Source organism: Streptomyces sp. DG1A-41 (assembly GCF_037055355.1).
GTDB lineage: Bacteria > Actinomycetota > Actinomycetes > Streptomycetales > Streptomycetaceae > Streptomyces.
On the sequence record NZ_CP146350.1, the window covers coordinates 3,331,100 to 3,353,404 of the forward strand.

The window sequence follows — 22,305 nt, forward strand, 5'->3', positions numbered from 1 at the left end:
GTGCATGACCGAGCTCACCGAGCTGACCGCCGTACGGCTCCTCGAGGGCTACCGCAAGGGCGAGTGGAGCCCTGTGGAGGCGACCCGAGCGGCACTGGAGCGGGCCGAGGCGATCCAGCCGGAGGTGAACGCCTTCGTCCGGCTGACCGCCGAGGACGCGCTGGCCCGGGCCCGGGAGTCGGAGGAGCGATGGCGGCGCGGTGAGCCGCGGGGGCTGCTGGACGGGGTGCCGGTCACCGTCAAGGACATCCTGCTGCTGCGCGGCGCGCCGACCCTGCGCGGGTCCAAGACCGTGGATCCGGCGGGCCGCTGGGACGAGGACGCCCCGTCCGTGGCCCGGCTGCGGGAGCACGGGGCGGTCTTCATCGGCAAGACGACGACCCCCGAGTACGGCTGGAAGGGCGTGACGGACTCGCCGCTGAGCGGGGTGACGCGCAACCCGTACGACCCGTCGCGCACCGCCGGCGGGTCGAGCGGGGGCAGCGCGGCGGCCGTGGCGCTCGGCGCGGGTCCGCTGTCGCTGGGCACGGACGGCGGCGGCAGTGTCCGTATCCCGGCGTCGTTCTGCGGGATCTTCGCGCTGAAGCCGACGTACGGGCGGGTGCCGCTCTACCCGGCGAGCGCGTTCGGCACGCTGGCGCACGTCGGGCCGATGACCCGGGACGCGGCGGACGCGGCGCTGCTGATGGACGTGATCGGCCATCCGGACTCGCGTGACTGGTCGGCGCTCGCCCCGTCGCCCGGTGCGTACGCGGACGGCCTGACGGGCGGAGTGCACGGGTTGCGCGTGGCGTACTCGCCGACGCTGGGCGGGCAGGTGGCGGTGCGCCCGGAGGTCGCGACGGCGGTGCGGCACGCCGTGGAGCGGCTGGCGGACCTGGGCGCCTACGTCACGGAGACCGACCCGGACCTCACCGAACCGGTGGAGGCCTTCCACACCCTGTGGTTCAGCGGGGCGGCCCGGGTGACCCAGCACCTGGGGCCGCGGCAGCGGGAGCTGCTGGACCCGGGCCTGCGCGAGATCTGCACACAGGGCGCCCGCTACTCGGCGCTGGACTATCTGGCCGCGGTGGACGTCCGGATGGACCTGGGGCGCCGGATGGGCGTCTTCCACGACACGTACGACCTGCTCGTCACGCCGACCCTGCCGATCACGGCGTTCGAGGCGGGCGTCGAGGTACCGAAGGGATCCGGCCATCGGCGGTGGACGGGCTGGACGCCGTTCACCTACCCGTTCAACATGACGCAGCAGCCCGCGGCGAGCGTGCCGGTCGGCGCCGACGGGGACGGCCTGCCGATCGGTCTTCAGCTCGTGGCCGCCCGGCACCGGGACGATCTGGTGCTGCGGGCGGCCCACGCGCTGTACGAGGCCGGCGTGGCGTCCGCCGGCGGCTCAGGCCCTCCGGAAGCTGAGCGTCTCCCCCGCCGCTCCCGACCTCCACAGGTCGTTGCACGCCTCGGCCATGGCGTCCAGGCCCTCGACGATCTGGCCCCACACGATGCCGGGGACCCAGCCCACATCGGCGTTCAGCAGCAGGTTGTTGCGCTCGTAGAACAGGGCCAGATCGACGAGCGTGGTCCCGGCGCGGACCTCACGGTCGTAGCCGTAGGCCTTGGTCCCCAACTCCGTACCCGCGAAGGCGAAATAGCACAGATCACCCGGAATGGGGGTGACTGTCGGGTTTTCCAGGGGTGGTTCGGTTTCGGCGAATGGCGGGAAAAGGGCGTAGATCTCATTGCGTGCGTACTTCGCGTGGTAGACGTCGCCGGCCAGCGGAAGGGCGTCCCAGACGGCCGCGCAGGTGAGCGGCGCGCGGTCGTCCAGGAGCCTGGCCCGGCACGTCACGTCGCGCTTGACCAGCGAGACTTCGATATAACGATCAGCCATGCCTCCATGGGAGTGCCCGCCGCCCCCGCGGTCAAGGGCGCATGGGAAGACGTGCGGGGCTTGAAAAGATCGGCATAACTCGCATGCGGTCGGGTAGCCGCGCGCCCATGGCTCCACCACAGAGAAGCCCACTCAGAAGTCCGGAACCCATATCCCAGGCCGCATCCGGGCCCACACGCCGGTCGCTGCTCGCGGGGGTCGCGGCGCTCGGCGCGCTGGGCGCCGCCGGATGCAGTCGTGTGGCCACGGCGTCGAGCACCGAGGGCGGCGACCTGCTCGACCGGCTCCGGGCCGCGGGCGTCGTCCGTCTCGGCATCGCCGGTGAGATCCCGTTCGGCTTCATCGACAAGAACGGCGAACTGACCGGTGAAGCCCCGGAACTGGCCAAGGTGATCTTCAAGCGTCTCGGCGTCGACCGGGTGCAGCCCGTACCGACCGAGTTCGGCTCGCTCATCCCCGGCCTGAACTCCCAGCAGTTCGATGTCGTGGCCGCCGGGATGTACGTCAACCCCGAGCGCTGCGAGCAGGTCATCTTCTCCGACCCCGACTACCAGATGCTCGACTCGTTCATCGTGCGCAAGGGCAACCCCAAGGGGCTGCGCAGCTACAAGGACGTCGTCGAGAAGAAGGCGAAGTTCGCCACCGGGACCGGATACGCCGAGATCCAGTACGCCGTCGAGGCGGGGTACAAGGAGAGCGACATCCTCATCGTCCCGGACCAGGTGGCGGGACTGAACGCCGTGGAGGCGGGCCGCGTGGACGTGTTCGCCGGTACGGCGCTCACCACCCGCGAGGTCGTGAAGAAGTCCCGCAAGGCGGAGGCGACCGAGCCGTTCGCGCCGCTCGTGGACGGAAAGCCGCACGTCGACGGCGGCGCCTTCGCGTTCCGGCCGACCGAGACCAAGCTGCGGGACGCCTTCAACGCCGAGCTGCACAAGCTCAAGAAGAGCGGCGAACTCTTCCGCATCCTCAAGCCCTTCGGTTTCACCAAGGCGGAGATGACGGATCTGACCGCGAAGGAGCTCTGCGGCGGATGACCTCGGGACTCTGGGAACTCGTACTGAAGGGCGTCTGGGTCACGGTCCAGTTGCTCGTGTGCAGTGCGCTGCTGGCGGCTGCGGTGTCCTTCGTGGTCGGCGTCGCGCGCACCCACCGGCTGTGGATCGTCCGCTTCCTGGCGGGCTTCTACACCGAGGTGTTCCGCGGGACCTCGGCCCTGGTGATGATCTTCTGGGTGTTCTTCGTCCTGCCCCCGGCCTTCGGCTGGCAGCTGGTGCCGCTGTGGGCGGGCACGCTCGCGCTCGGCCTGACCTATGGGGCGTACGGCTCCGAGATCGTGCGCGGCGCGCTGAACGCGGTCGACCCGGCGCAGCGGGAGGGCGGGATCGCGCTCAGCTTCTCGCCCTGGCAGCGGATGCGGCTGATCCTGCTGCCGCAGGCGGTGCCGGAGATGATCCCGCCGTTCTCCAACCTGCTCATCGAGCTGCTCAAGGGCACCGCCCTGGTGTCGATCATGGGCATGGGCGACCTGGCGTTCAGCGGCAACCTGGTGCGTCTGGCGCTCCAGGAGAGCGCGGAGATCTACACGTACGTCCTGCTCATCTACTTCGTGATCGCCTTCCTGCTCACCCGGGTCATGCGCGGGCTGGAGAAGAGGCTCAAGGCGGGTGTCGGGAAGAAGCCCGACATCAAGACCCGGGCGCCTGAGCCGGTCGTGGTGGAGGCGGTCCGATGAACTGGAACTGGAGCGCGGTCTCCGACTTCATGCCGGACTTCTGGAAGGGCCTGCTGGTCACCCTTCAGATCCTGGTGATCGGTTCGCTGATCTCGTTCGTGCTGGGCCTGGTGTGGGCGCTGCTGATGCGGCTGCCGACGCGCTGGGTGACCTGGCCGGTCGGCGCCGTCACGGAGTTCGTCCGCAACACACCGCTGCTGGTGCAGTTGTTCTTCCTCTACTACGTGCTGCCCGAGTGGGGCCTGACCTTCTCGGCGCTCGCCACGGGCGTCTTCGCGATCGGACTGCACTACTCGACGTACACGATGCAGGTCTACCGCGCCGGTATCGAGGCCGTGCCGGCCGGCCAGTGGGAGGCGGCGACGGCGCTGAACCTGCCGCTGCGCCGGACGTGGACCGCGGTGATCCTGCCGCAGGCGGTGCGCCGGGTCGTCCCCGCGCTCGGCAACTACGTCATCGCGATGCTCAAGGACACGCCGATGCTGATGGCCATCTCCGTGCTCGAGATGCTCGGCCACGCGCGCCTGTTCTCGCAGGAGCACTTCCAGTTCACCGAGCCGCTGACGGTGATCGGCGTGGCCTTCATCGTCATTTCCTATCTGGCCTCCCTTCTCCTGCGAGCCCTGGAGCGACGCCTTGCCCACTGACACTCTCCCCAACCCCGAGAAGAACCCCGCCAGGAGCACCGGCGAGCTGATCCGGCTGGAGCAGGTCACCAAGCGGTTCGGCGACCACACGGTCCTGGACCACCTGGACTTCTCCGTGGACGCCGGCAAGCACGTCACGCTGATCGGCCCCTCCGGCTCCGGCAAGACCACGATCCTCCGCCTGCTCATGACGCTGCTCAAGCCCGACGAGGGCACGATCACCGTGGACGGGGACCAGCTGTTCCCGGCGCCCGAGAAGCAGGTGCGCGAGGTCCGCAAGAAGATCGGGATGGTGTTCCAGCAGTTCAACCTGTTCCCGAACATGACGGTCCTGCGCAACATCACCGAGGCCCCGGTCACCGTCCTCGGCATGTCCAAGGACGCCGCCGAGGAGCGGGCGCGCGAGCTGCTGGAGCTGGTCGGGCTGACCGACCACCTCGACAAGCACCCGGCGCAGCTGTCCGGCGGGCAGCAGCAGCGGGTGGCGATCGCCAGGGCGCTGGCGATGCGGCCGCAGGTACTGCTCCTGGACGAGGTGACCTCCGCGCTCGACCCGGAGCTGGTCGCGGGCGTCCTCGACGTGCTGCGGGACATCGCCCGTTCCACGGACATCACGATGCTCTGCGTGACCCACGAGATGAACTTCGCCCGGGACATCTCCGACCAGGTACTGATGTTCGACTCGGGCCGGGTCATCGAGTCGGGCCCGCCGGAGAAGATCTTCAGCGAGCCGGAGCAGGACCGCACGCGTGAGTTCCTCAGCGCAGTGCTCTGACTGCTCGGTGTGACCGGGCAGAACACAGGACCCGACGACTGGGGCATGCTTCTGGCATATGCCAGAGGGGAAATGCCCCAGTCGGGGGCCCGGGAATCCTGTCAACCCCCGCCCTCCTCGACCCCTTTGCCGGTTATCGTGGAGGGGATTCGCTGCCCGGACACTCGGCCCAACAGCAAGCGCAGGGGGAGACCACCGTGGCGCTGAAGCACGAGCCGCCGACCACCCCGTACCACTCGGCCCAGGAAGCCCTGCGCGTCCTGGAGACGGTGGCGCGGAGTTCCACCGGAGTCACCGACGCCGAGCTCGCCCGGCACACCGGCATCGGACCCGAGCGGCTGACCGCGCTGCTGCGCATGCTGCGCCGCGAGGGCTACGTCGAGCAGATCACCGGCGGCGCGTACGTCACGGGCGAGACGCTGGCCCGCCTCGGCTCCGCCCAGCACCGCGAGCAGGCCCTGCGCGACAAGCTCCAGCACACCCTCGACCGGCTGCGCGACTCCGTCGGCGCCGCCGTCTACATGAGCCGGTACGTCGACGGCGAGATCAGCGTCACCCAGTACGCCGACAGCCCGGCCACACCCAAGGTCAACGAGTGGGTCGACTTCCGCTCCTCGGCCCACGCCACCGCGATCGGCAAGAGCCTGCTCACCCAGCTCGACCACGCCGGCCGCCGCGACCACCTCGCCCGGCACAAGATGGCCCGCCTCACCTCGCGCACCATCACCAGCGACCGGCTGCTGCTCTCCCGGCTGGAGTCCCAGCCACCCACCGTGCCCGTCCTGGACCTCCAGGAGTACGCGGTCGGCACGGTCTGCGCGGCCGTCCCCGTCACGGCCGGCTCCTCCGTCGGCTGCCTGGCCCTGTCCCTTCCGGTCGAGCAAGCCCACCGCCTGCGCCAGGCCGCGGACGCCCTCAACCGCAACGCGGCACCGGTCCTGCTGTCCATGGCGATCTAGGGTCCGCTCCGGGTGGTCCGAAGCACCCCTCCGGACGTGGTCGGAAGCACCCCCCGGGGCCAGGTATTATTTTCTGCGTCGCCCGCCGCGAGAATGCGCGATGCGGATACGCGGTCGGCGAGAGTCATGCGCCGCTAGCTCAGTTGGTTAGAGCAGCTGACTCTTAATCAGCGGGTCCGGGGTTCGAGTCCCTGGCGGCGCACCGGTGAAGGGCCTCTCGTGGGAGCGGGAGGCCCTTCGGCGTGTTCGAGATCCTCCCTGGTCAGCAGGCGGTACGCGCACTCCCCCGGTGGCCGCCACCACACCGGATCGGCGCACCGGAAGCCCTCCTTCCGTAAAGCCGCCCGACGGATCTTGTTCGTGGCCGTCACCGGCATCCGCCCCACCACCCGCACGAACCGGGGCGCCATCTTCGTCCCCAGATCGGGCTGGGCGAGCAGGAACCTCGCGAACGCCTCCGGGTCGAAGGTCCCGGCGATCGTCGCCATCACCTGGTCCCCGGTCACCGGGTCCGGCACCGCGTACACCGCGACGGCGGCGGCCCCCTCGTACCGGGCGAGGAGGTTCTCGATCATCGCGGCGGCCAGGTTCTCGCCGTCGACGCGGAGGCGGTCGTCGGTGCGGCCGGCGAAGTAGAGGTAGCCGTCGGCGTCCCGGTAGAAGAGGTCGCCCGTCCAGTACCAGCCGTCCTGGCGCCGCTCCGCCTCCGCCGCCGGATTGCGCCAGTACCCCTCGAAGGGGCTGGGCCCCTGGTTGACCAGTTCGCCGATCGCCTCGTCCCCGTTGAGCAGCCGTCCCGCCGCGTCGAAGCGGGCCGGCGGACACTCCTCGCGGCTCTCCGGGTCGAGGACGACGAGCCCCGGAGCCGCCCGGCCGACCGCCCCCGGCGGTGTCCCCGGCGACCACTGCACCGCCGCCCCGCCCTCCGACGAGCCGTATCCCTCCACCAGCCGCGCCCCGAACCGCCGCTCGAAGGCCGCCGCGTCCACCGCACCGGCCTCCGTGCCGAAGCCCAGGCGCAGAGGGTTGTCACGGTCGTCGGGGCGGGGCTCGGTGGCCAGGACGTACTGGATCGCCCGGCCGACGTAGGTGAAGTACGTCGCCCCGTATCGGCGTACGTCCGGCAGGAAGCGGGACGCCGAGAAGCGCCGGCGCAGTGCCACACCCGCCCCGGCGACGAGTGCCGGCGCCCAGCCGGCGATCACCGCGTTGCCGTGGAACATCGGCATGCAGAGGTAGTGCACGCCCTCGGGACCCAGGGAGAACTGGCCGGCCAGGGAGCGTCCGGCGGCTGCCAGGCGGCCCTGGGAGCAGAGCGCCGCCTTGGGGGCGCCGGTCGAGCCGGAGGTGAAGTAGAGGAGGAAGCGGTCGTGCGGGGTGGCGCGGGAGGCGTCCGGGCGTGCGTCCGCGTAGGGGGCGAGGAGGTCGGCGTACTCCTCCGCGTCCGTCACCAGCAGGCCCACGCCGGCCAGGTCCAGGCCCCTGAGCAACGGCAGGTGGGTCCGCTCGGTGACGAGGACCTGGCACTCGGTGTGCAGGATGTCGCGGGCGAGCTCGGCGCCCCGGCGGGTGGGATTGACACCGGCGACGGCTGCCCCGGCCAGGGCCGCCGCACCCAGCCACAGGGGGAACTCGGGGGTGTTGTCCAGCAGTACCCCGATGTGGGGTTCGGCGCCCGGCGGCAACAGGTCGGCGAGCAGTGCCGCCCGCGCCGCGGCTCCGGCCGCCACCTCGTGGTGGGTCAGTACCTGCTCCCCGCACCACAGCCCCGGCCGGTGGTCGCCCCACCGGTCCCGTACGAGCTCCGCGACCGTACGTCCTGTGGACTCCATGGGCCGCAAAATAGCTGATGCACCGTCAGATGTGGAGGGCCGCCGTGGCGTCACACCACGGTGCACACGAGATGGGCGACGACCATGAACACCAGGCAGAAGACGATGACCACGCCCAGAAACACCGCCGCGCAGCCCGTAGGAGAACCTCAGAACGTCACGTCCGAGCAGGCGTAGAACGCGTTGCCCGTGTCGGCGATCGTCCAGACCGCGAGGATGACGTGATGGCCGCTCAGCCCGGACGGCAGCCTGCCGCTGTGGGAGAGCGTGGACGGGGGCCGCTGGCCGTTGTACGGCACCGTGAAGAACGGTGTGAGGTTGAGGTCGGACCGGGCCAGGTTGTGGTTCTGGTTCCAGCCCGGCTTGGTGATGTAGTACGTGAAGTCGGTCGTGGCGTGCATGGCCGTGAACTGCCAGCGGAACGTGTAGGTCTGGCCACCCGTCACCTTCGTGGTGGGCCAGGCCCCGCCGGACGGTGTCCGCGGTGCGCTGAGCCGGCTGAAGTGACCGAGGCCGGCGTTGCATATCTGCCCGTCGGCCGGACCGGAGGCCGGGAAGCCCTTCGGGCCCTCGACGCTCTGCGGTTCCCACTGGATCGGGCCGCAGTTGGTTACGGTGCCGTTCTGGCAGAGCTTCTGCCGACTGATGGGGAGGTCGGTGTAGCCGTGGCCGCTGGCGCCGCCGGAGGAGAGGACGAGGGCTCCGGTCGTGGCCAGTCCCACCGCGGCTGCGGACAACTTGGTCCTTGTGCGCATGCTGCCGCTCCTGGAGAACGTGGGGGAGGTTCAGTGAGCTGTGCAGTTAGGTCTAGACCAAGCTTGAGCGTATGGGCGTTGGTCGAACATGTCCATCCCCATCACGGAGCTGTTTCTCCCCGGCCCGCGCAGAACGCCACCGTCAGGTCCTTCACCAGCACCTTCCGCTCGTAGTCGTCGAGTTCGACCAGCCCCCGCATGGTCAGCCGGGTCACCGTGTCCTCCACCGAGTCCACGACCGAGGTGAGCACGCTCGCCCGGTGCTGGGCGTCCAGCGCGGCGATGCGGCGGCGGTGCATCGCGGCGGCGACCTCGGGGGCGTACTCCGCCCGGAGCGGCTGCACCGAGAACACCTCCAGGCCGACCGGCGCCGCGTCCGCCGCCACCAGCCCGGTCAGCGCCTCGGCCGCCGCGTCCGTGGAGCCCCTGGTCCCGCCGGGCAGCTCCACCGGCACGCGGGCCAGCGCCGCCTCGACGCACTCGCGCAGATACGCCTCGTGGTCCTCGACGCCCAGCGTCGCCCGAGCGGTGTCCCGTACCCGCCACACCACCAGGACGACCACCCGCAGCGCGACCCCGCCTCCGTCGGCGGCCGGCACCGGCTCGCTGCGCCAGTGCCGCAGCCGCACGTCCACCCGGCGGCGCAGCAGCAGCGGATTGACCCACAGCAGACCGGAACGCCGGACGGTCCCCCGGTAGCGGCCGAACAGATCCAGCACCCAGGCCCGCCCGGTCCGGCCCCGGGCCAGCCCGCCGAACCCGAACAGCCCGAGCGCCCCGGCTCCCGCGTACGCCGCCCACTGCGCGGGACCGAGCCCGGCCCCGGCGTGCGCGGGCAGCCGCAGCGCCTCCAGCACGAGCGGCGGGAGCAGCCCGGCCCACCAGGAGGTGGCCGCACACCCGGCCGCCCCGCACACCCCGGCCAGCACACCCGCCGCCCCGGGCAGCACCCGCGCGGGCCGCTCCGCCAGGTCGGGGTCGACCTGCGGCACCGGGCGCGGCGCCACGGCCGCCGGGCGTCTCCGGCGCGGCTGCTCCCCCGTGCCCTGACTGCGGCCGACGACCGCCGGCTTGAGCGGCACCGTCGCCGGGTCGGGGTCGCCGCGGAACAACAGGTGGACGGGGATCTCGATGGTGGCCTCGTTCTGGATGAGCCGGGCGGGTCTGGCCGGTCCGTCGGCCAGACCGCGCCGGCCCGTCGGGCTCGGACGTGTGGGAAGTGGTCGTACTCATGGGTGCCTCCAGCCTCCGCGCCAGATGCGTCACAACGGTGATCCCCGATGCCGGGGTCCGGGCCCCCTCCGGGGAGAGCTGCTACGAGAAGAGCCGCCGCCAGGTCTCCGGCCCGGGGTAGCCGTCCGCCGCGCCGCCCCGCCAGCCCTGGGTGCGCTGGAAGGCCTCGACGGCGCGCCGGTCCGCCTCGCCCCAGCGCGGCCCCGGCCCGACCTTGTAGAACCCGCCGAACCCCTTGCGCACCAGCTGCCTCCCCAGCTGGGTGACGTAGGTGTTGCTGGCGCCGGGCCGGAACATCGCCCGCCCCGGGTAGCCGGCAACCCCGTGGGAGGAGGGCGGCGGCCCCTCCGCCCCGGCCTTCACGTCCTTGCCCTTCCCCGTGACCAGCAGCTCCCAGGTGCGCGGGCCGGGCAGGCCGTCCGCGTCGGCGCCCGTCCAGCCCTGGGCCAGCTGGAAGGCCTGGGTCGCCCGCCGGTCCGCGTCCGTCCAGCGCGGTCCCGGGCCCGAGGCGTAGGAGCCACCGGCCCCGCGCGCGACGAGCATGCGGCCGAGCAGCGTGACGTACTTGTTGTGCGCGCCGGGGCCGAAATACGCCGCCCCCGGGTAGGGCGTGGCGGCCGGTGCGCCCGGTTCCCCGGCGGCCGGTTCCTTGCCCGGCACGGTCCCCGGTTCCTTCCCCGGCTCCTCCGGGGTGACGCCCTTGTACCGGTAGGGGACGTACTGATCGGAGTCGCTCCAGTAGGCGTACGGGGTGGAGTGCCGGCGGGTGTGCGGGCGGGTCTGCTCGTAGGCGATGTAGTAGCTGTGCGTGGAGTCCGTCCAGCCGCCGAAAATGACGACGTGCGAGCCGCTGTCGCGGTCGGCCGGATTGTGGAACAGCAGAATGTCGCCCGGCTGGAGTTCCTCCTTGGAAATCCGCTCGCTGTATTGGGGGAGCCTGCCCGTCCCTTCGTTTCCGGGCAGCTTCCAGGCCATCGAGACATAGCCCGAGCAGTCCTGCCGGTAACCGTCGGACCAGTAGTCGTTCATGCTGTACGGCACCTTCGCGGCGACCCAGGTCTTGGCCCGGTTGATGATCTCCGTACGGGTGATGGCGGTGGGCTTGGGGGTGACCGAGGGCTTCGCGGGACGGCCGCCGGGGCCGTGCAGCGGGGCCTTGCCGCCCTGGGGGGTGTCAGGGCCTCCCTGAGGGGTGTCAGGCTCGTCACCTGCGGAAACGCCGGATCGGTGGGGTGCGTGCGAGGCGGCTGCGGCCGGTACGGCGTGGCCCGCGCCGAGCGCCGTCGAGGCCACGGCGGCAAGGGCGAGGGCACGGTGTGCGGCCGGGTGGGCGGTGGCGCGGCCGGACTGGGAATGCGGCAGGACGCGGCGCCAGTGGACGCAGCCGGGGCAGTCGCAGTCGCTCGCGGGGTCGAATTCCTCGAATACCGGAGACTCCATGCGATTCCCCTCACACTTCCGGCGGAAAAAGGCCGCGCCTGTATCCGTCCGGGCGCGCGCCGTCAGTTTCTCAACTGTCTTCCGCACGCGCATGCTGACGGTCCGAATGATGTACACCGCGCCGCACGGGAGCCCTCCCGGGCCCGGACGGGTGGTCGGGAGCACCTCCGGGCGTCCTGTAGAGTTACGCCGTCAGCGCGCGCCGCTAGCTCAGTTGGTTAGAGCAGCTGACTCTTAATCAGCGGGTCCGGGGTTCGAGTCCCTGGCGGCGCACCGACCGGAAGGCCCCTCGCGGAAGCGGGGGGCCTTCTTGTATCTCCTGGGGCGCGAGGGCCGACCCCTCTCTCTGGCCGGAACCCGGCCCACCGCGTGAATGGCCGGATACCCTCTCGCCATGGCAGCGCGTGACCTCCAAGAGCGGATCAAGAAGCTCATCATCGACCGCCGGCTGGCCTCCGGGGCCCCGCTGCCGACCGAGCCCGAGCTGATGGAGTACCTCGGCGCGAGCCGGAACTCGGTGCGGGAGGCGCTGAAGGCGCTCCAGGCGATGGGCATCGTGGAGATCCGGCACGGCTTCGGTACCTACGTCGGCCCGATGTCCCTGGCCCCGATGATCGAGGGCCTCGCCTTCCGCACGGTCGCCGGGCACTACCGGGGCGAGGACTCCCTGCTCCAGCTGCTGGAACTGCGGGAGGCGGTGGAGACCGGGCTGGTCTCCCGGCTCGCGGGGCGGATACCGGAAGCGGACCTCGTTGAACTGGACGGGCTCGTCGACCGTATGGAGGAACAGGCCGCGCGCGGAGCCGGTCTCGCCGAGACCGACCGGGCCTTTCACGCCACCCTCTACCGGGGGCTGGACAACGTGCTGCTGAGCGAGGTCCTGGAGGCGTTCTGGGACGCCTTCCACCGGGTCCGCACGGACCTCGGGGGCGTGCCGCAGGACCCGAAGGTGACCTGCCGGCAGCACCGGGAGATCCTCGACGCGGTCCGGTCCGGCGACTCGATGCGGGCGGAGGAGGCCATAAGAGAGCACTTCGGGAACATCCGCGCCCGCCTGTCCACAACGGCTCCACAGGGTCCCCACACCCGCCACAATGAACGCGTATGACCGGTAAACACCGCGTTTCGCACCTTGCGATCATGATGAACGCCGTAGAACTCTGGTTTTCTGGTTTTTCAAGATGCTGCGCATACGCAGCAGTTGGGGGGCAAAAGAACCGGTTGCCGACCGGACGGGGGTAGGGGCCCTCGTTCATGAAGCGATGCCGTGGGGGGCACCATGCAACCGGAAGGTCGCGTTGCCGTGTCTATAAGGTGTGGGTGACGTGGTGACAGCGACCCACCACTGATACGTCTGTGAAGGTCGAGGGGGACCTGCCGCAGACGAAGGAAGCGACGAAACACGCGGTGTCCGCGTGTGGGGGGATGACTCATGACGTCGAGGCCGACGGGCGCCCGGCAGCAGGACCACGACCCGTCCCAGACCACCCAGCTCAGGGTTCCGACGCATCGGATGAGCACCACGGGGACGTTCCGGCGGATCAAGAAGACGCTGCCGAGATACGACTACGAGCACTACAGCCGGCTCGCCGGTCCCCTCACCCAGCCTGATCCGACCAAGCCGTACAAGGTGCAGTACCGGTCACTGATCTCGCAGGAACCGCACCGCATAAGAGTCGCGCTGATGCTGGCCGCGGCCCCGGTGCTGTCCGTCGTGCTGCTGGTGTGGCTGCTCCAGCCCGAGCACTGGACCGAGCGCGACTACCCGGCCTTCGACTGGCTGCCCGCGCTGGACGTGGTGATGCTGGTCTCGATCGGCCTGATCGAGTTCTTCCGCTGCATGAACGTGGTCTCGAACGCGCACGCCACGCTGGTCGCCCGCGACCCGGTCCCGGTGGTGCCCGAGACCGGCACCAGAGTGGCCTTCCTCACCTCCTTCGTGCCCGGCAAGGAGCCGCTGGAGATGGTGACGAAGACGCTTGAGGCCGCGGTGAAGATCCGCCACCGGGGCCTCATGCACGTCTGGCTGCTCGACGAGGGCGACGACCCCGAGGTGAAGGCGGTCTGCGAGCGCCTCGGCGTGCACCACTTCTCCCGCAAGGGCGTCGCCAAGTGGAACCAGGCCGAGGGCCCGCACCGCGCCAAGACCAAGCACGGCAACTACAACGCCTGGCTGGAGGCGCACGGCGACGACTACGACTTCTTCGCCTCGGTCGACACCGACCACGTGCCGCTGCCCAACTACCTGGAGCGGATGCTCGGCTTCTTCCGCGACCCGGACGTCGGCTTCGTCATCGGCCCGCAGGTGTACGGCAACTACGACAACCCCATCACCAAGGCCGCCGAGTCGCAGCAGTTCCTCTTCCACGCGCTGATCCAGCGCGCGGGCAACCGCTACGGCTCCCCGATGTTCGTCGGCACGTCCAACGCCGTGCGCATCAAGGCGCTGAAGCAGATCGGCGGTCTGTACGACTCGATCACCGAGGACATGGCGACCGGCTTCGAGATGCACCGCCACAAGAACCCGGCGACGGGCAACAAGTGGCGCTCGGTCTACACCCCGGACGTCCTCGCGGTCGGTGAGGGCCCCAGCGCCTGGACGGACTTCTTCACCCAGCAGATGCGCTGGTCACGGGGGACGTACGAGACGATCCTCAAGCAGTACTGGAAGGGCTGGTACTCGCTGCCGCCGAGCAAGCTCTTCAACTACACGATGATGATCATCTTCTACCCGATGTCGGCCCTGAACTGGATCCTGGCGGCGCTGAGCTGCTGCCTGTTCCTGGGCCTGGGTGCCTCGGGTGTGAACATCGACCCTGCGGTGTGGCTGATGCTCTACGGCAACGCCTCCGCGCTCCAGATCGGCCTGTACGTCTGGAACCGCCGGCACAACGTCTCGCCGCACGAGCCGGAGGGCTCCGGCGGTGTGGCCGGCATGGTGATGTCCGCACTGTCGGCGCCGCTGTACGCGAAGGCGCTGTTCGACTCCGTGCTGCGGCGCAAGAGCAAGTTCGTGGTCACGCCCAAGGGTGATTCGGCGAGCCCGGACCGGTGGTTCGCGACGTTCCGCTACCACTGGTACTTCGTCGTGATCTTCGGTGCGTCGATCGCGGCCGGCTTCGTCTTCGGCCACTCGCACCCCGCGATGATCATCTGGGCGTCGTTCGCGCTGTTGATCACCGCCTCGCCGGTCTTCGCCTGGCGCTGGCAGCTGCGGCAGGACGCGAAGAAGCCCGCCGCACCCGCCGGGGAGCAGCCGCAGGACCCTGCGGGGCCGCACCGGACGCAGCCGCTGCCCATCCCGCAGCAGGCGGCGCCGCACGCCCCGCAGAACAAGCCCGGTTGGGCCGCCGCCCCGGGCGGAAACGGGGAGGTCGGGGGGACCGACCAGACCATGCAGATCGCCCTTGGTGGACTTGGGGGACGTAAGGAATGAACGACCGTGCAGGCCGCCGCCGGGCCCGTCGACTCGCGATCGGCACGGCGGTGGTACTCGCGCTGGCCGGTGCGAACGGGCCGTGGCTGTACCGCTTGGGGACCGAGAAATACCACCAGTACACAATCAACAAGCCGGAGTACAAGGCCGCGAACGGCAAGTGGGAGATCATCGAGTTTCCCGAGGAATACCGGCAGAACACGATCCACGCGGCGCTGCTGCGCACCGGCAAGGTGCTGCTCGTCGCGGGGTCGGGCAACAACCAGGACAACTTCGACGCGAAGAAGTTCGACACACGGATCTGGGACCCGGTCAAGGGCACCATCAAGAAGGTCCCGACGCCCAGCGACCTGTTCTGCACCGGCCACACCCAGCTCGCCAACGGCAACCTGCTGATCGCGGGCGGCACCAAGCGGTACGAGAAGCTCAAGGGTGACGTCACCAAGGCCGGCGGCCTGATGATCGTCCACAACGAGAACCCGGACAAGCCGATCACGCTGCCCGCGGGCACGAAGTTCACGGGCAAGGAGAACGGCAAGACCTTCGTCTCGAAGGACCCGGTGCTCGTGCCGCGCGCGAAGAAGGTCTTCGACAAGGCGACCGGCAAGTTCCTGCGCAACGACCCCGGTCTCGGCCGGATCTACGTCGAGGCGCAGAAGCGGGGCCAGAAGTACGAGACGGGCACGCAGGACAACTACCGCGTGCACGGCCTGAAGGGCGATGACGCGCGTAACACGTACGGCATCGCGCAGAAGCTCGCCCTCGACAAGAAGGACTTCCAGGGGATCCGGGACGCCTTCGAGTTCGACCCCGTGGCCGAGAAGTACATCAAGGTCGACCCGATGAAGGAGGCCCGCTGGTACCCGACGCTCACCACCCTGAGCGACGGGAAGATCCTCAGCGTCTCCGGCCTGGACGACATCGGCCAGCTGGTCCCGGGCAAGAACGAGGTCTTCGACCCGAAGACCAAGAAGTGGACCTACACCGACAAGGTCCGTCAGTTCCCGACCTATCCGGCGCTGTTCCTCATGCAGAACGGCAAGATCTTCTACTCGGGTTCCAACGCGGGCTACGGGCCGGACGACGTGGGCCGTGAGCCGGGCGTGTGGGACGTGGACACCAACAAGTTCACGAAGATCCCCGGCCTGAGCGACCCCAAGCTGATGGAGACGTCCGGCACGGTGCTGCTGCCGCCCGCGCAGGACGAGAAGTACATGGTGATCGGCGGCGGTGGCGTCGGCGAGTCCAAGGAGTCCAGCGAGAAGACCCGGATCGTCGACCTCAAGGACGACGACCCGCGCTTCGTGGACGGCCCGTCCCTGGACAAGGGCACGCGCTACCCGAACGCCTCGATCCTGCCCGACGACAGCGTGCTGATCTCCGGCGGTTCGCAGGACTACCGGGGCCGCAGCGACTCCAACATCTTCGAGGCGCGGCTCTACGACACGGAGAAGAACAAGCTCAGGCGGGTCGCCGACCCGCTGGTGGGCCGCAACTACCACTCCGGGTCGATTCTGCTGCCCGACGGCCGTGTGATGTTCTTCGGCTCGGACTCGCTGTACGGCGACAAGGCCAACACCAAGCCGGGCACGTTCGAGCAGCGCATCGAGATCTACACACCGCCGTACCTCTACGGCAGCGGGGACCAGCCCTCGCTGTCCGGCGGGCCGCAGACCATCGAGCGCGGCGGGACGGGGACGTTCACCTCGTCGGACGCGGCGAAGATCCAGAAGGTCCGGCTGATCCGCCCGAGCGCCGCCACGCACGTCACGGACGTCGACCAGCGGTCGATCGCCCTGGACTTCAAGGCGTCCGGCGACAAGCTGACGGTGACCGTGCCGAAGAACCGGAACCTGGTCCAGGCGGGCTGGTACATGCTGTTCGTGACGGACGACCGGGGCACGCCGAGCAAGGCGCAGTGGGTCAAGGTGCCGTAGGAATCGGCTGATCGGGGCGCTCTCCCGTGCGGCGGGGGGCGCCCCTGCTGCATGTCCGGGTGTTGACGGGAAACCGGCTTGACCCGCGTACGGCATCTGGGGTGCCCTCGGTACGACATCGACACGTGTGGTCAACGGTGGCGGGGGAAACGGGAGATGACCGAGTCGACCACGTCGGACCCGGCGGCCGAGGAGGTCCTGGCCGCCGCGACCGTCCAGGTCACAGGCGCGGACGGGCACATCGGCGGCCTGGGGGTGCTCATCGCGCCGACTTTGGTGCTGACCTGCGCTCATGTCGTACTGGAGGCCTCGGGGCGGCCGGCCCGCCAGGAGGAGCGCCCCGACGGACCCCTCGGTGTCCGCCTGGTCCTCCGTGAGGGCGAGCCGGTGGATGCCGTCGTCCGCGACTGGGTCCCGGTACGCGCGAACGGCACCGGGGACATGGCCGTACTCTCACTGGCCGACCCGCTGTCGGAGACCCGGCCGGTCGTCATGGTCGCGCCCCGGGACGTCTGGGACCACAAGGCCATCGTTTTCGGACTGCCGAGGGACGACACCGGCGGCGGCTGGCACACGGCCCGCCTGCGCGCCCGTACCGGCACGGGCCGGCTCCAGATGTCGCCGCTCGACGGGCAGTCGGACCCGATCCAGCCCGGCTTCAGCGGCTCGGCCGTATGGGACGACGACCTCGGTGCCGTGGTCGGCATCGTCGCCTCGATCTCCCCCGCGCACCGCGGACAGGCCTTCTGCATCCCGACCCGCACGCTCCTCGACGAACTGCCGGAACTGGCCGAACTCCTCGCGCCCTCCTCCCCCTTCCCGGGCCTGCGCCCGTACACCGAGGAGCACAGCGCGCACTTCTTCGGCCGGGACGAGGACGTCACCGCGGTCGTCGACCTGCTCTGCCCGCGCGGGTCGCTGCCCGAGGGCTGCGTGACCCTGACCGGCCCCTCCGGCTCCGGCAAGTCGTCCCTCCTCATGGCGGGCGTCCTGCCCCGCCTGAAGGAGCAGGACGTCGAGGTCGTCACCCTGCGCGCGGAGGGCCGCCAGCCGGACGCCGCGGCGATACGGGACGCACTGCGGACCCACCGCTCGGCACGCGGACTCGTGCTGGCACTCGACCAGGCGGAGGCGCTGCTGCTGCGCCCCGAGGAGGAGCTGCGCTCCCTGGTCGACGCCCTCCTCGACGCCTGCCGGCACCCCGGAGTGGCGGTCCTGGTCGCGCTGCGGACCGACTTCCAGGACGCGGCCCTGCGCCACCCGGAGCTGAGCCGGCTGGTCGGCGGCGCGCCCGCGCACCAGCTGGGCCTGATGACCCGCGAGCAGCTCACCGAGGTGGTCCGGCTGCCGCTGCGGGCCTTCCCCGGCGTGGAGTACGACAGCGGCCTGGCCGACCGGCTCATCGAGGACGCGGCGGGCCGGCCGGGAGCCCTGCCCCTGCTCGGGTTCGTCCTGACCACCCTGTGGGAACGGCAGGTCGGCGGCCGGCTCCGCCTCGACACCTACCGCGAACTGGGCGGCCTCGGCGGGGTACTGGGCAGCAGGGCGGACTCCGCGTGGCGACGGGCGCTGCGGGGCGCGGCGCCGGATACCGCCACCGGGCTGCTCCGCGCACTGATCCAGGTCCCGCCCGGCAGCGGCACGGCCCTGCGCGCCCGGCTCGCCCGCCGCGACGCGGGCGAGGAGCGGTGGGCCGTCGCCCGGGAGCTCGTCGAGGCCCGCGTCTTGGTGGTGGGCGCGGATCCCGAGCGGGGCGAGACGGTCGAGCTGGCCCACGAGGCCCTCATCGAACACTGGCAGCCGCTGGCCGAGCAGCTGGAGAAAGACCGTACGTTCCTCACCTGGCGCGGCGAACTGCGCTACGACCGCGCCCGCTGGTGGCGGGAAGGACGGCCCGACGGCCTGCTGCTGGAGGATCCGGCACTGTCGGTGGCGGAGCGGTGGCTCGCGGATCGGCGTGACGAACTCACCCAGGAGGACCGGCAGTTCATCGAGGCGAGTGTCGGACTGAGGGCTCGTAAGGCACACGAGGCCGCGAGGTCCGAGCGCCGGAAGCGGTATCTGCGGGTGCTGTGGGCGGTGGTCACGGTGCTGGCCGTGGTGGCGGCGGCGGTGGTGTCCGTGCTGTATCTGAACCTGCTGACGGAGCAGCGGCGGTTGGTTTCGGATCGGTTGGCGCAGCAGGCTGCGAGTATCGACGGCACGTCCCTGGCCGTGTCCTCGCTGTACACGGTCGGGGCGTATCGGGCGGAGGCCCGGCCTGATGCGCGGTCCGCCCTGCTGGCGCAGTACTTGCGCTTGCAGGACGTGGAGCGGGTGTTGATGGAGGGGCGTCACGATGTCGAAGACGTCGCGCTCACGGAGGACGGCGCCTACGCGTACGCCCTGCTCGGCAGCGGCCATTACGTGCGACTCGACCTGCGGGGCAAAGCCCGGCCGAAGCCCTACCTCTACAACAAGGCGACCGACAACGCGCGTATGGCCGTGTCGCCCGACGGCCGGATCGCGGCCCGGGCGTCCGACTGGGGTGTGATCTCGCTCGGCATCCCGGCTCCCTCCGGCGGCCTGCGGACCGTCACACTCCGGCAGAAGGAGCAGATGGGGGACAACCTGCGCGGCGTCCACGACCTGGCCTTCGACGGGGACGGCAAGCGGATTCTCGCCGCGATCCCCCGCGAGGGCGTGCTCGTGTGGAACACGGACACCGGCCGCCGCACGGGCCGTACGCTCGCCCCGCCGAAGGGCTGGGATGCCGCACAGGCCTGGTTCGGTGCGGACGGTACGGTGGTCGCGCGGATCGTGCCGAAGGACGCCGCCGCGGACAACGCCCGCGGCCGGCTGGTCTCCTGGAACCTCGACAGCGGTGCCCTGCACCGCCCCTGGGGCGAGCAGGCCGCGGCCTCGGCGACGGTCAGCGGCAACGGCCGCGTCCTGGTCACCTGCACGACCCAGGGCGTGCTCGAAGCGTGGCGGCTGGGTGCCTCGCCGAAGCGCTTCCGCAGCTGGAACAACTCCGGCTTCCAGGGCCTGTGCCCGCTCCACACGCCCCGGCTCGACGCCTCCGGCAGCTATCTGATCAACCCCATGGGACGCATCGGCAGCGACCTCGGCCGGCTGCGGTTCCTCGTCGTCGACCTGGAGAAGGGCTGGCCGGCCACCTTCGACGCGCCCGCCGCCGCTCCGGAGGACCAGAACATCACCGGCCGCGGGCTCGCCCCGCCCGTCGCGTTCGCCGGGCCGCCCGGCGACCTGCGCGCGGTCGTCGCCCTCGGCGGCACCATCATCACCGTACGGGTCCGGCCGCCGACGTCGTTCGACATTAACGCCCTGCTCAACCGCAGCCGCACACCGGACGGGTCGTCCGGCAGGATGGCCGTCGTCGACTCCAGTGGCAGGAACCTGCAACTGTGGGACCTGGCGAGCCGCACGCTCCTCGCGACCGCGCGGCCGTCCCGGCCGCTTGCCCCCCTGTACGCCGCGTTCAGCCCGGACGGGCGGTGGATGCTGACGATCGCCGAGGACCGGCGCACGGTCCTGGCCTGGCGGATCGACGGCGGCACCCTGACGGAGAAGCACGCCCTCGACCTGCCCGCCCCGCCGGACATCACGGCTGCCGGCCCGGACCCCCGCACGGGGCTCACCCCGTCCTTGATCAACATGAGCTTCTCCGACGACGACCACGCCGTGATCTCGGGGCTGTCGTACGTCTCGCGCTGGCGGCTCGACACCGGGAAGCCGGACGGCGAGGTGTACCGGCCCGCGGTCCAGGAGGACTGGCAGCTCGCCAACGAGGCGGCGGGCACCTTCGCCATCGCCATCCCCGGGAAGCCCCAGGCGCTGGTGCGGAAGCTGGACGAGTTCGGCGTCTGGGACTTCGCCTCGGGCGAGTTCACGAGGTGGCACAAGCCGAAGAAACCCGGGGATGACCGGTCGATCCGGTCGTTCAGCCTCTCCCCCGACGGAAAGCTGCTGGCCGTGCAGTACGCCGGCGGCCAGGTGCGCCTGTGGGACGTGCGGAAGAAGAAGTTCAGAGAACCGGACCTCACCTACGACGGCGTCTACTACCTCGGCCGCTTCCTGGACAACCGGCTGCTGCACACGACGACCGCCGCCGGCGAGCTGGTCGTCTGGGACGTGGTCGACCGCCGGGACACCTACCGCTACTACATGGGCTACGGCTCGATCGTCTCGCCGAGCGCCGATGGCAAGTCCCTCACGATGATGGACGGCTCACGCACCTCCGTCGTCCCCCTCGATCCCGAGCGTTGGGCCGACCGGTTGTGCGCCCTCGCCCAGCGGGAACTGACCGAAGGGGAGAAGGAACTTGCGGTCGATCCGGACCAGGTCGAGGACGTCTGCTAGGAACTGGCCTTGGCGAGCTTCAGCGCGTAGTCCGCCCACCACTGCCCCGCCTTCGGCCCGCCCTTGCACTCGCCGTCCGACTCGCCCGGCCGCTTGACCCACAGGTACGCGTCGACCAGCGGGTCCGCCGTCCTGGTCGTCGGCGTCTCGCCCAGGGCACGGCCCGGCGGGTTGCACCAGCGTTCGTCCGGGTCGCCCTGGGTGTAGGGGCCCTTGCCGTTGCGGCTGGTGTCGATGACGAAGTGCTTGCCTCCGACCTTGGCGGAGAGCTGTTTGCCGTAGGCGATGGAATCGTCGGTGGAGTAGAAGTTGGAGACGTTGACGGAGAAGCCGTCGGCCTGTTCGATGCCGGCCCGCTTCAGCGGCTCGAAGATCTGGTCGGGGTTCTGCCAGCCGGCGTTGCCCGCGTCCAGGTACACCTGCGTGTTCTTCAGGGAACCGAGCTTCGTGATGGCGCCCTTGAGGAGGTCGTAGCGCTCCTCGTGGAACTGTTCCGGGGTGCAGCCGTCCACCAGGTGCAGCAGCGCGTCCGGTTCGAGGATGACCGTGGCGGAGCGGTCGCCGATGCCCGCCGCCACGCCGTCGACCCACTCGCGGTAGGCGTTGCCGTCGGCGGCGCCGCCCTGCGAGTACTGGCCGCAGTCGCGGTGCGGGATGTTGTAGAGGACGAGCAGCGCCGTACGGCCGGCCTTGTCGGCGGCCTCGGTGAAGCCGCGGGTCTGCTCCCGCGGGTTGTCCGGGCCGATCCACTCGGCGACCGGCTGCTCGGCGATCTTGCGGATCTGCTCGGCGTCCTGCTTCTTGCCGGCCTTCTCCAGTGCGGCGACCTGCTTCGCCGCGGTGCCGTCCGGATTGACCCAGAACGGGGCGGTCTCCTTGGGCTGCTGTGTGATCCCGGCACCCGCGTCGGCACTCGCGTCGGCGCCCGGGTCCGATCCGTCCCCCCGTCGGACGAACACCCCGTGATCAGCAGTGCCGCCCCCAGCACCACTGCGGACATCCGCCTCGCGGCGGACACCCCTACCCCCCTGCTGCCGTACATCCAACTCCCCCTTGGGTGCACCGTTCCAAGTCTCAATCCTGACATACGCCACGCGACCCCCACGAGGCGGAAGCCACCTGCGTGCATGACGCAGAGCCACCGTATCGGGACTTGGCGTTATTCAACCTCTAGGCCCGGGCGGCCCTTTGGCTCTAGAGTCTCCTCAGCAGGGCCCGACCTCCGGCCAGAGTTTCACCCACCGTGGCTCCCGCGGCCTCCCGCGCAGCTCGCCGGGTTACTCCCGCAGCCCGTGCGTGCGCGGTC

14 protein-coding genes, 2 tRNA genes and 2 pseudogenes are annotated in these 22,305 nt (G+C 70.5%); 12 read left to right on the forward strand and 6 right to left on the reverse strand.

The genetic code is table 11. The features are described from left to right. Positions 1-4: 4 nt before the first annotated feature. Positions 5-1,369, forward strand: a pseudogene (locus V8690_RS15425) (amidase); the annotation flags it as partial. 24 nt (positions 1,370-1,393) lie between these two features. On the opposite strand, the gene V8690_RS15430 reads toward V8690_RS15425, so the two are convergent. Continuing rightward, positions 1,394-1,888 (reverse strand): DUF3830 family protein, encoded by a 495-nt coding sequence (locus V8690_RS15430; RefSeq protein ID WP_338785363.1) that lies wholly within the window; start codon positions 1,886-1,888, stop codon positions 1,394-1,396. A 107-nt stretch (positions 1,889-1,995) separates the two neighbouring features. Between V8690_RS15430 and ehuB the strand changes: the two genes are divergently transcribed. The 6 genes from ehuB (at position 1,996) to V8690_RS15460 (ending at position 6,206) form a co-directional block, all read left to right on the forward strand. Further along, entirely contained in the window at positions 1,996-2,925 is a 930-nt protein-coding gene (gene ehuB, locus V8690_RS15435) for an ectoine/hydroxyectoine ABC transporter substrate-binding protein EhuB (protein ID WP_338779304.1), read from the forward strand. Then, the gene (ehuC, locus tag V8690_RS15440; RefSeq protein ID WP_338779306.1) at positions 2,922-3,623 is read left to right on the forward strand and encodes an ectoine/hydroxyectoine ABC transporter permease subunit EhuC; all 702 of its coding nucleotides are present in this window, start codon (positions 2,922-2,924) and stop codon (positions 3,621-3,623) included. Before ehuB ends, ehuC begins: the two co-directional genes overlap by 4 nt. Next, entirely contained in the window at positions 3,620-4,270 is a 651-nt protein-coding gene (gene ehuD / locus V8690_RS15445; protein ID WP_338779307.1) for an ectoine/hydroxyectoine ABC transporter permease subunit EhuD, read from the forward strand. The genes ehuC and ehuD overlap by 4 nt, the downstream gene beginning before the upstream one ends. After that, complete coding sequence (ehuA, locus tag V8690_RS15450) at positions 4,260-5,045, forward strand: ectoine/hydroxyectoine ABC transporter ATP-binding protein EhuA (RefSeq protein WP_338779309.1); 786 nt, start codon at positions 4,260-4,262, stop codon at positions 5,043-5,045. Before ehuD ends, ehuA begins: the two co-directional genes overlap by 11 nt. 197 nt (positions 5,046-5,242) lie before the next feature. After that, the gene (locus tag V8690_RS15455; RefSeq protein WP_338779311.1) at positions 5,243-6,004 is read left to right on the forward strand and encodes an IclR family transcriptional regulator C-terminal domain-containing protein; all 762 of its coding nucleotides are present in this window, start codon (positions 5,243-5,245) and stop codon (positions 6,002-6,004) included. A gap of 128 nt (positions 6,005-6,132) precedes the next feature. Then, positions 6,133-6,206: transfer RNA gene (locus V8690_RS15460), tRNA-Lys, on the forward strand. Here V8690_RS15460 and V8690_RS15465 read toward each other — a convergent pair. From V8690_RS15465 to V8690_RS15480, 4 genes are all read right to left on the reverse strand, one after another. Then, positions 6,172-7,836, reverse strand: coding sequence for a long-chain-fatty-acid--CoA ligase (locus V8690_RS15465; protein ID WP_338779312.1), 1,665 nt, complete (start codon positions 7,834-7,836; stop codon positions 6,172-6,174). The genes V8690_RS15460 and V8690_RS15465 overlap by 35 nt on opposite strands. A 149-nt stretch (positions 7,837-7,985) precedes the next feature. After that, positions 7,986-8,591 (reverse strand): lytic polysaccharide monooxygenase, encoded by a 606-nt coding sequence (locus V8690_RS15470; protein WP_338779314.1) that lies wholly within the window; start codon positions 8,589-8,591, stop codon positions 7,986-7,988. Positions 8,592-8,692: 101 nt separating this feature from the next. Further along, a complete protein-coding gene (locus tag V8690_RS15475) occupies positions 8,693-9,775 on the reverse strand; it encodes an SPFH domain-containing protein (protein ID WP_338785364.1) in 1,083 nt (360 codons plus the stop codon). A gap of 130 nt (positions 9,776-9,905) precedes the next feature. Continuing rightward, positions 9,906-11,264, reverse strand: a complete 1,359-nt coding sequence (locus V8690_RS15480) for a peptidoglycan-binding protein (protein WP_338779316.1) — start codon at positions 11,262-11,264, stop codon at positions 9,906-9,908. Between the two features lie 199 nt (positions 11,265-11,463). On the opposite strand from V8690_RS15480, the gene V8690_RS15485 reads away from it, so the two are divergent. The 5 genes from V8690_RS15485 (at position 11,464) to V8690_RS15505 (ending at position 20,999) form a co-directional block, all read left to right on the forward strand. Further along, positions 11,464-11,537, forward strand: a tRNA-Lys gene (locus V8690_RS15485). Positions 11,538-11,658: 121 nt separating this feature from the next. Beyond that, a complete protein-coding gene (locus tag V8690_RS15490; RefSeq protein ID WP_338779317.1) occupies positions 11,659-12,372 on the forward strand; it encodes a FadR/GntR family transcriptional regulator in 714 nt (237 codons plus the stop codon). A 324-nt stretch (positions 12,373-12,696) separates the two neighbouring features. Continuing rightward, on the forward strand, positions 12,697-14,700 hold the full coding sequence (locus tag V8690_RS15495) for a glycosyltransferase family 2 protein (RefSeq protein ID WP_338779318.1): 2,004 nt from the start codon (positions 12,697-12,699) through the stop codon (positions 14,698-14,700). Further along, positions 14,697-16,637, forward strand: coding sequence for a kelch motif-containing protein (locus tag V8690_RS15500; RefSeq protein ID WP_338779320.1), 1,941 nt, complete (start codon positions 14,697-14,699; stop codon positions 16,635-16,637). The genes V8690_RS15495 and V8690_RS15500 overlap by 4 nt, the downstream gene beginning before the upstream one ends. Positions 16,638-16,793: 156 nt before the next feature. Beyond that, complete coding sequence (locus V8690_RS15505) at positions 16,794-20,999, forward strand: trypsin-like peptidase domain-containing protein (protein WP_338779321.1); 4,206 nt, start codon at positions 16,794-16,796, stop codon at positions 20,997-20,999. Here V8690_RS15505 and V8690_RS15510 read toward each other — a convergent pair. Then, positions 20,996-22,041 (reverse strand): annotated as a pseudogene (locus tag V8690_RS15510) (glycoside hydrolase family 6 protein). The gene V8690_RS15505 and the pseudogene V8690_RS15510 overlap by 4 nt on opposite strands. Positions 22,042-22,305: the final 264 nt, after the last annotated feature.